This window comes from Rubritalea sp. (assembly GCF_039830215.1).
Lineage (GTDB): Bacteria > Verrucomicrobiota > Verrucomicrobiia > Verrucomicrobiales > Akkermansiaceae > Rubritalea.
In genome coordinates this window covers 1-3,753 of record NZ_JBDOPO010000054.1, presented here as the reverse complement: position 1 = coordinate 3,753, position 3,753 = coordinate 1, and the positions used below count along the sequence as shown (strand labels likewise).

The following is a 3,753-nucleotide window of genomic DNA, read 5'->3' as shown; positions in this document are numbered from 1 at the left end:
TAGCCCCTGCTGCCTTCTGCTATGCGATAAAATCGTTGAAAAATGTCTCCAACGCCTTGTCTGACTCACTTTGTTTTTTCTTCATTGGTCGTATTTTATATATGCGACCAATAACACAAACTTCTACTCAGGCTCGACATTTGGGGGGAAACCGCTTATCGATGCAGAGTTTTAATTGTGCGAAACTCTCTGCACACTCAATCTCGTCAACGACATACCCTTCGAAAGAACATAAAGCATTGATAATTATGGTCTTCACCCCTCAAAGCCTTCTTTCTTCGGGTTTATCACTTCTAACCGTCATGCATAGCGCGTGAAGAGCCCTTAAATCGAATACCCTATGAGATGACTCTGTCATAGGGATAAAATTACGGGAATAAGCTCCCTACATATTTCCCTCACATAAAGATAGCCACTGTTTAAATCAGCAGCTGTTTTAGACATTAACAATCGATCCCAAACAATGAACCACAGCTACTTGTCCGCAATCATAGCCATCTTGGCCATCATGACGAGCCCTCTCCGAGCACAATTTGGGGAACCCAAAACACAAGCGGAACTATTCCCTGAGTACACCAGTGTCATTCCTGGCCAAACGTTCAGCGTTGCTGTAGAACTCACGCACGATGATCATTGGCATTCCTACTTTATAAACGACGGGCTGGGCACGTCCATCATTCCATCTGCCGAATGGAAATTACCCGATGGCTGGACTGCATCAGAGCTTCTTTTCTCAGCCCCACACGAATTCGCTTTTTCTGGAGCGAAAGTATACGGCTACGAAGGGACAAACTACTTCTTTACTGAAATAACTGCACCAAAATCTGCTAACGTAGGCGACAAGGTTGAATTCACGTTCGATAGTTCGTGGCAGGTTTGTGATGACTCGAGTTGTCTCCCACCTAACAGCCAAGAATTTACCTTCTCACTCACCATTGCTGACACCGCAGTTAGAAACGCCGAATACACAAAAGTAGACGACTACCGCCTCCAGTCATTCCCAACTAAAGATCTTCCTAAGGACTGGAAAATTTCAGCTTCGGAAACTACCGACGGCATCACTCTTTCCATCGAAGGCAAGCTTCCAGAAGACCTCGAATTCTTTGAGTACGACAAACAGATCGATGTCCAAGCAACACGCTCGGTCACTCACGATGGTGACAAGCACACATTCTCTGCTACTCGTAACATGGGAAATAGACTTGGCGGCAAGCCAGGCCCCAAGCAAACCAACCTTCGAGGTATTCTCTACACAGCATCAGATGTTGAGGGCTCAAAAAATCATGCTTTCTGGATCGATGTCTCATTCAACGGTTCTGCCGAAGGCGCTGCTACGCCAGCGGCTAACAGCGAAAACGTAGAACCCGAGGAAGGTGAACTCGGAGTTGTTGTGATTCTAGGCTCCCTTCTGTTAGGAGGACTCATCCTCAACCTCATGCCCTGTGTCTTCCCTGTGATTGGTCTTAAAATCATGGGGTTTGTGCAACAGGCAGGTGAAGACAAAAAGAAAATCAAACTCCACGGCATAGCATTCACCACGGGAGTCCTAGCTAGTTTCCTTATCCTAGCCGCCATACTCTACCCTCTCAAAGCAACCACAACTCTGGGAGCTCAACTTCAAGAGCCATGGGTCGTTTTCGTCCTTTTAGTCGTCATGCTCTTGCTGGCTCTCAGCATGGCTGGTCTCTTCGAGATCGGCGCCATGGCTACCAGCGTCGGTGGTAACCTCGCTCATAAAGATGGTATCTCAGGCTCCTTCTTTTCTGGCGTCCTCGCCGTTGTCATCGCCACTCCTTGCTCAGCCCCGTTCCTCGGGCCAGCTATTGGTGCCGCCTGGAAATTTGATGGTCCACTATTCTTCCTCTCACTCTTGATGATGGGTGTTGGTCTAGCCCTCCCCTACATCACTCTTTCATTCTTCCCTGCGCTTGTGAACAAGCTTCCACGCCCGGGAGCATGGATGGAATCCTTTAAGCAAGGCATGTCCTTCCTACTCTTTGCCACCGTTGGTTACCTCGTCTGGGTATACAACGGTCAGGTCGGCGAAGAAGGACAAAAAGGTTTAGCTATCATGCTCGGTATCACATCTATCGCGACAGCTGGTTGGATCTATGGCCGCTGGGACACTCCAGCCAAAGCCAATGGAACAAGAATCAAAGCTAAGATTTTAGCGCTACTTTTCCTTGCCGGAGGTGCCGTACTTGCTATGCCTCCTGCACCAGAAGATCCAGAATTAGCCGCTGCTGAAAGTGCCGTGGCTGATCTTAGCTGGGAAAAGTGGTCACCCCGCCGCGTGGAAGAACTTCTAGCCGAAGGCACCCCCGTCTATATCGATTTCACAGCAAAATGGTGCCTCACATGCCAGACAAACAAGGCATCTGCATACACTGCAGAAGTCCGTCAATACATGTTTGATAAAGGTGTCGTCACCCTGAAAGCTGACATGACAAAGAAATACCCAGAGGCAACGAAAGCTATACATAACCTCAATCGCTCAGCAATCCCAGTCAACGTGCTCTATGTACCTGGAGACTCGACGCCTTACGTCACACGTGAGCTCCTCACCCCTGACTACTTCAGTGACTTCCTAAAAACTCGTCTCGAGAAGTAACAATTCTCATCTCAACAAAAAGGCCATCCCCCCTCTCAGGGACTGCGCAAATTTTTGTCTATCAATGTTAATTTAGCATAGGGCTGAGGCTACTAATTGTTTTTTAGTTGAGAGTTAGGTCGGTTTTTACTGCATGTATTCATGCGATAGATTACTCCACACTCAGTCTCTCGGAGAGCGTTAGTATTTTGGTTTAAGTGCTTTTGTAATAAAAACAGCTTGCCGAGTAATTCGCCGCACCCGTCTAAACTATTATTCCCTAGAATATTGAATCAGCCGATCTTCATTCTATAGGCATCTATTGTCATTTATATCCGCTTTGACATCTCGCATTCTACCGACAAAGAGCCGTAATTAAAAATTTTGCTCGGCTGGAGCGAGTTGATTTGTAAAAACTCGCTTATGCAAATTCACAATGCGTCCTTCCAGACGAGTGCCCTTGAACTAGACAAGTGCCCAAATCCAGAATTTCCTGAGTTCGCCTTCATTGGCCGCTCCAACGTCGGGAAGTCCTCACTCATAAATTCGCTAGTCAACCAGCGCAAGCCAATCGCTGACGTGTCGAAAACCCCAGGTCGCACTCAGATGATCAACTTTTTCCGGATCAATGACGCGTGGCACCTCGTTGACCTTCCAGGATACGGTTTCGCCAAAGTGTCAGGAAAGAAGCAAGATAAGTTCAACGAATTCGTCTCCGACTACTTAGCAAACCGCGACAATCTCGCTTGTGTCTTCGCTCTCATCGACTCACGTCACAAGCCGCAAAACATCGATCTAGCATTCACTCGCTGGATGATGGAAACTGGGGTTCCTTTTGTCTTAGTTTTTACCAAGGCTGACAAGATGAAACCCGGAGCAGTGAAGCGTAACATCGACGCCTTCCATAATGAGATGCTCCAATGGTGTGACGCAGCTCCACGCACCTACGTCAGTGCCTCGCCGAATGGACTAGGACGTAAAGAAATTCTCGAGTTCATCGCCCAAGCCATTGAGGCTGTAAAATAACAGATTTGGGCAGGGCTTTAATTCGGCAACTAACTACTCAGCACAAAATCTGCCATCGCTAGATATAGAACGAAGAGATGCATACACTCAGCGCCAAGGTATTTGAAGAGTACAAAGCTAGCTAAAGTTCGCTTCAT

At 47.5% G+C, this 3,753-nt stretch carries 2 protein-coding genes; both read left to right on the top strand.

Annotated elements, in window-relative coordinates:
• The first annotated feature begins 463 nt into the window (after positions 1-463).
• Complete coding sequence (locus ABGY95_RS01450; protein WP_347439899.1) at positions 464-2,611, top strand: thioredoxin family protein; 2,148 nt, start codon at positions 464-466, stop codon at positions 2,609-2,611.
• Between the two features lie 402 nt (positions 2,612-3,013).
• The gene (gene yihA, locus ABGY95_RS01445) at positions 3,014-3,616 is read left to right on the top strand and encodes a ribosome biogenesis GTP-binding protein YihA/YsxC (protein ID WP_347439898.1); all 603 of its coding nucleotides are present in this window, start codon (positions 3,014-3,016) and stop codon (positions 3,614-3,616) included.
• Positions 3,617-3,753 lie beyond the last annotated feature (137 nt).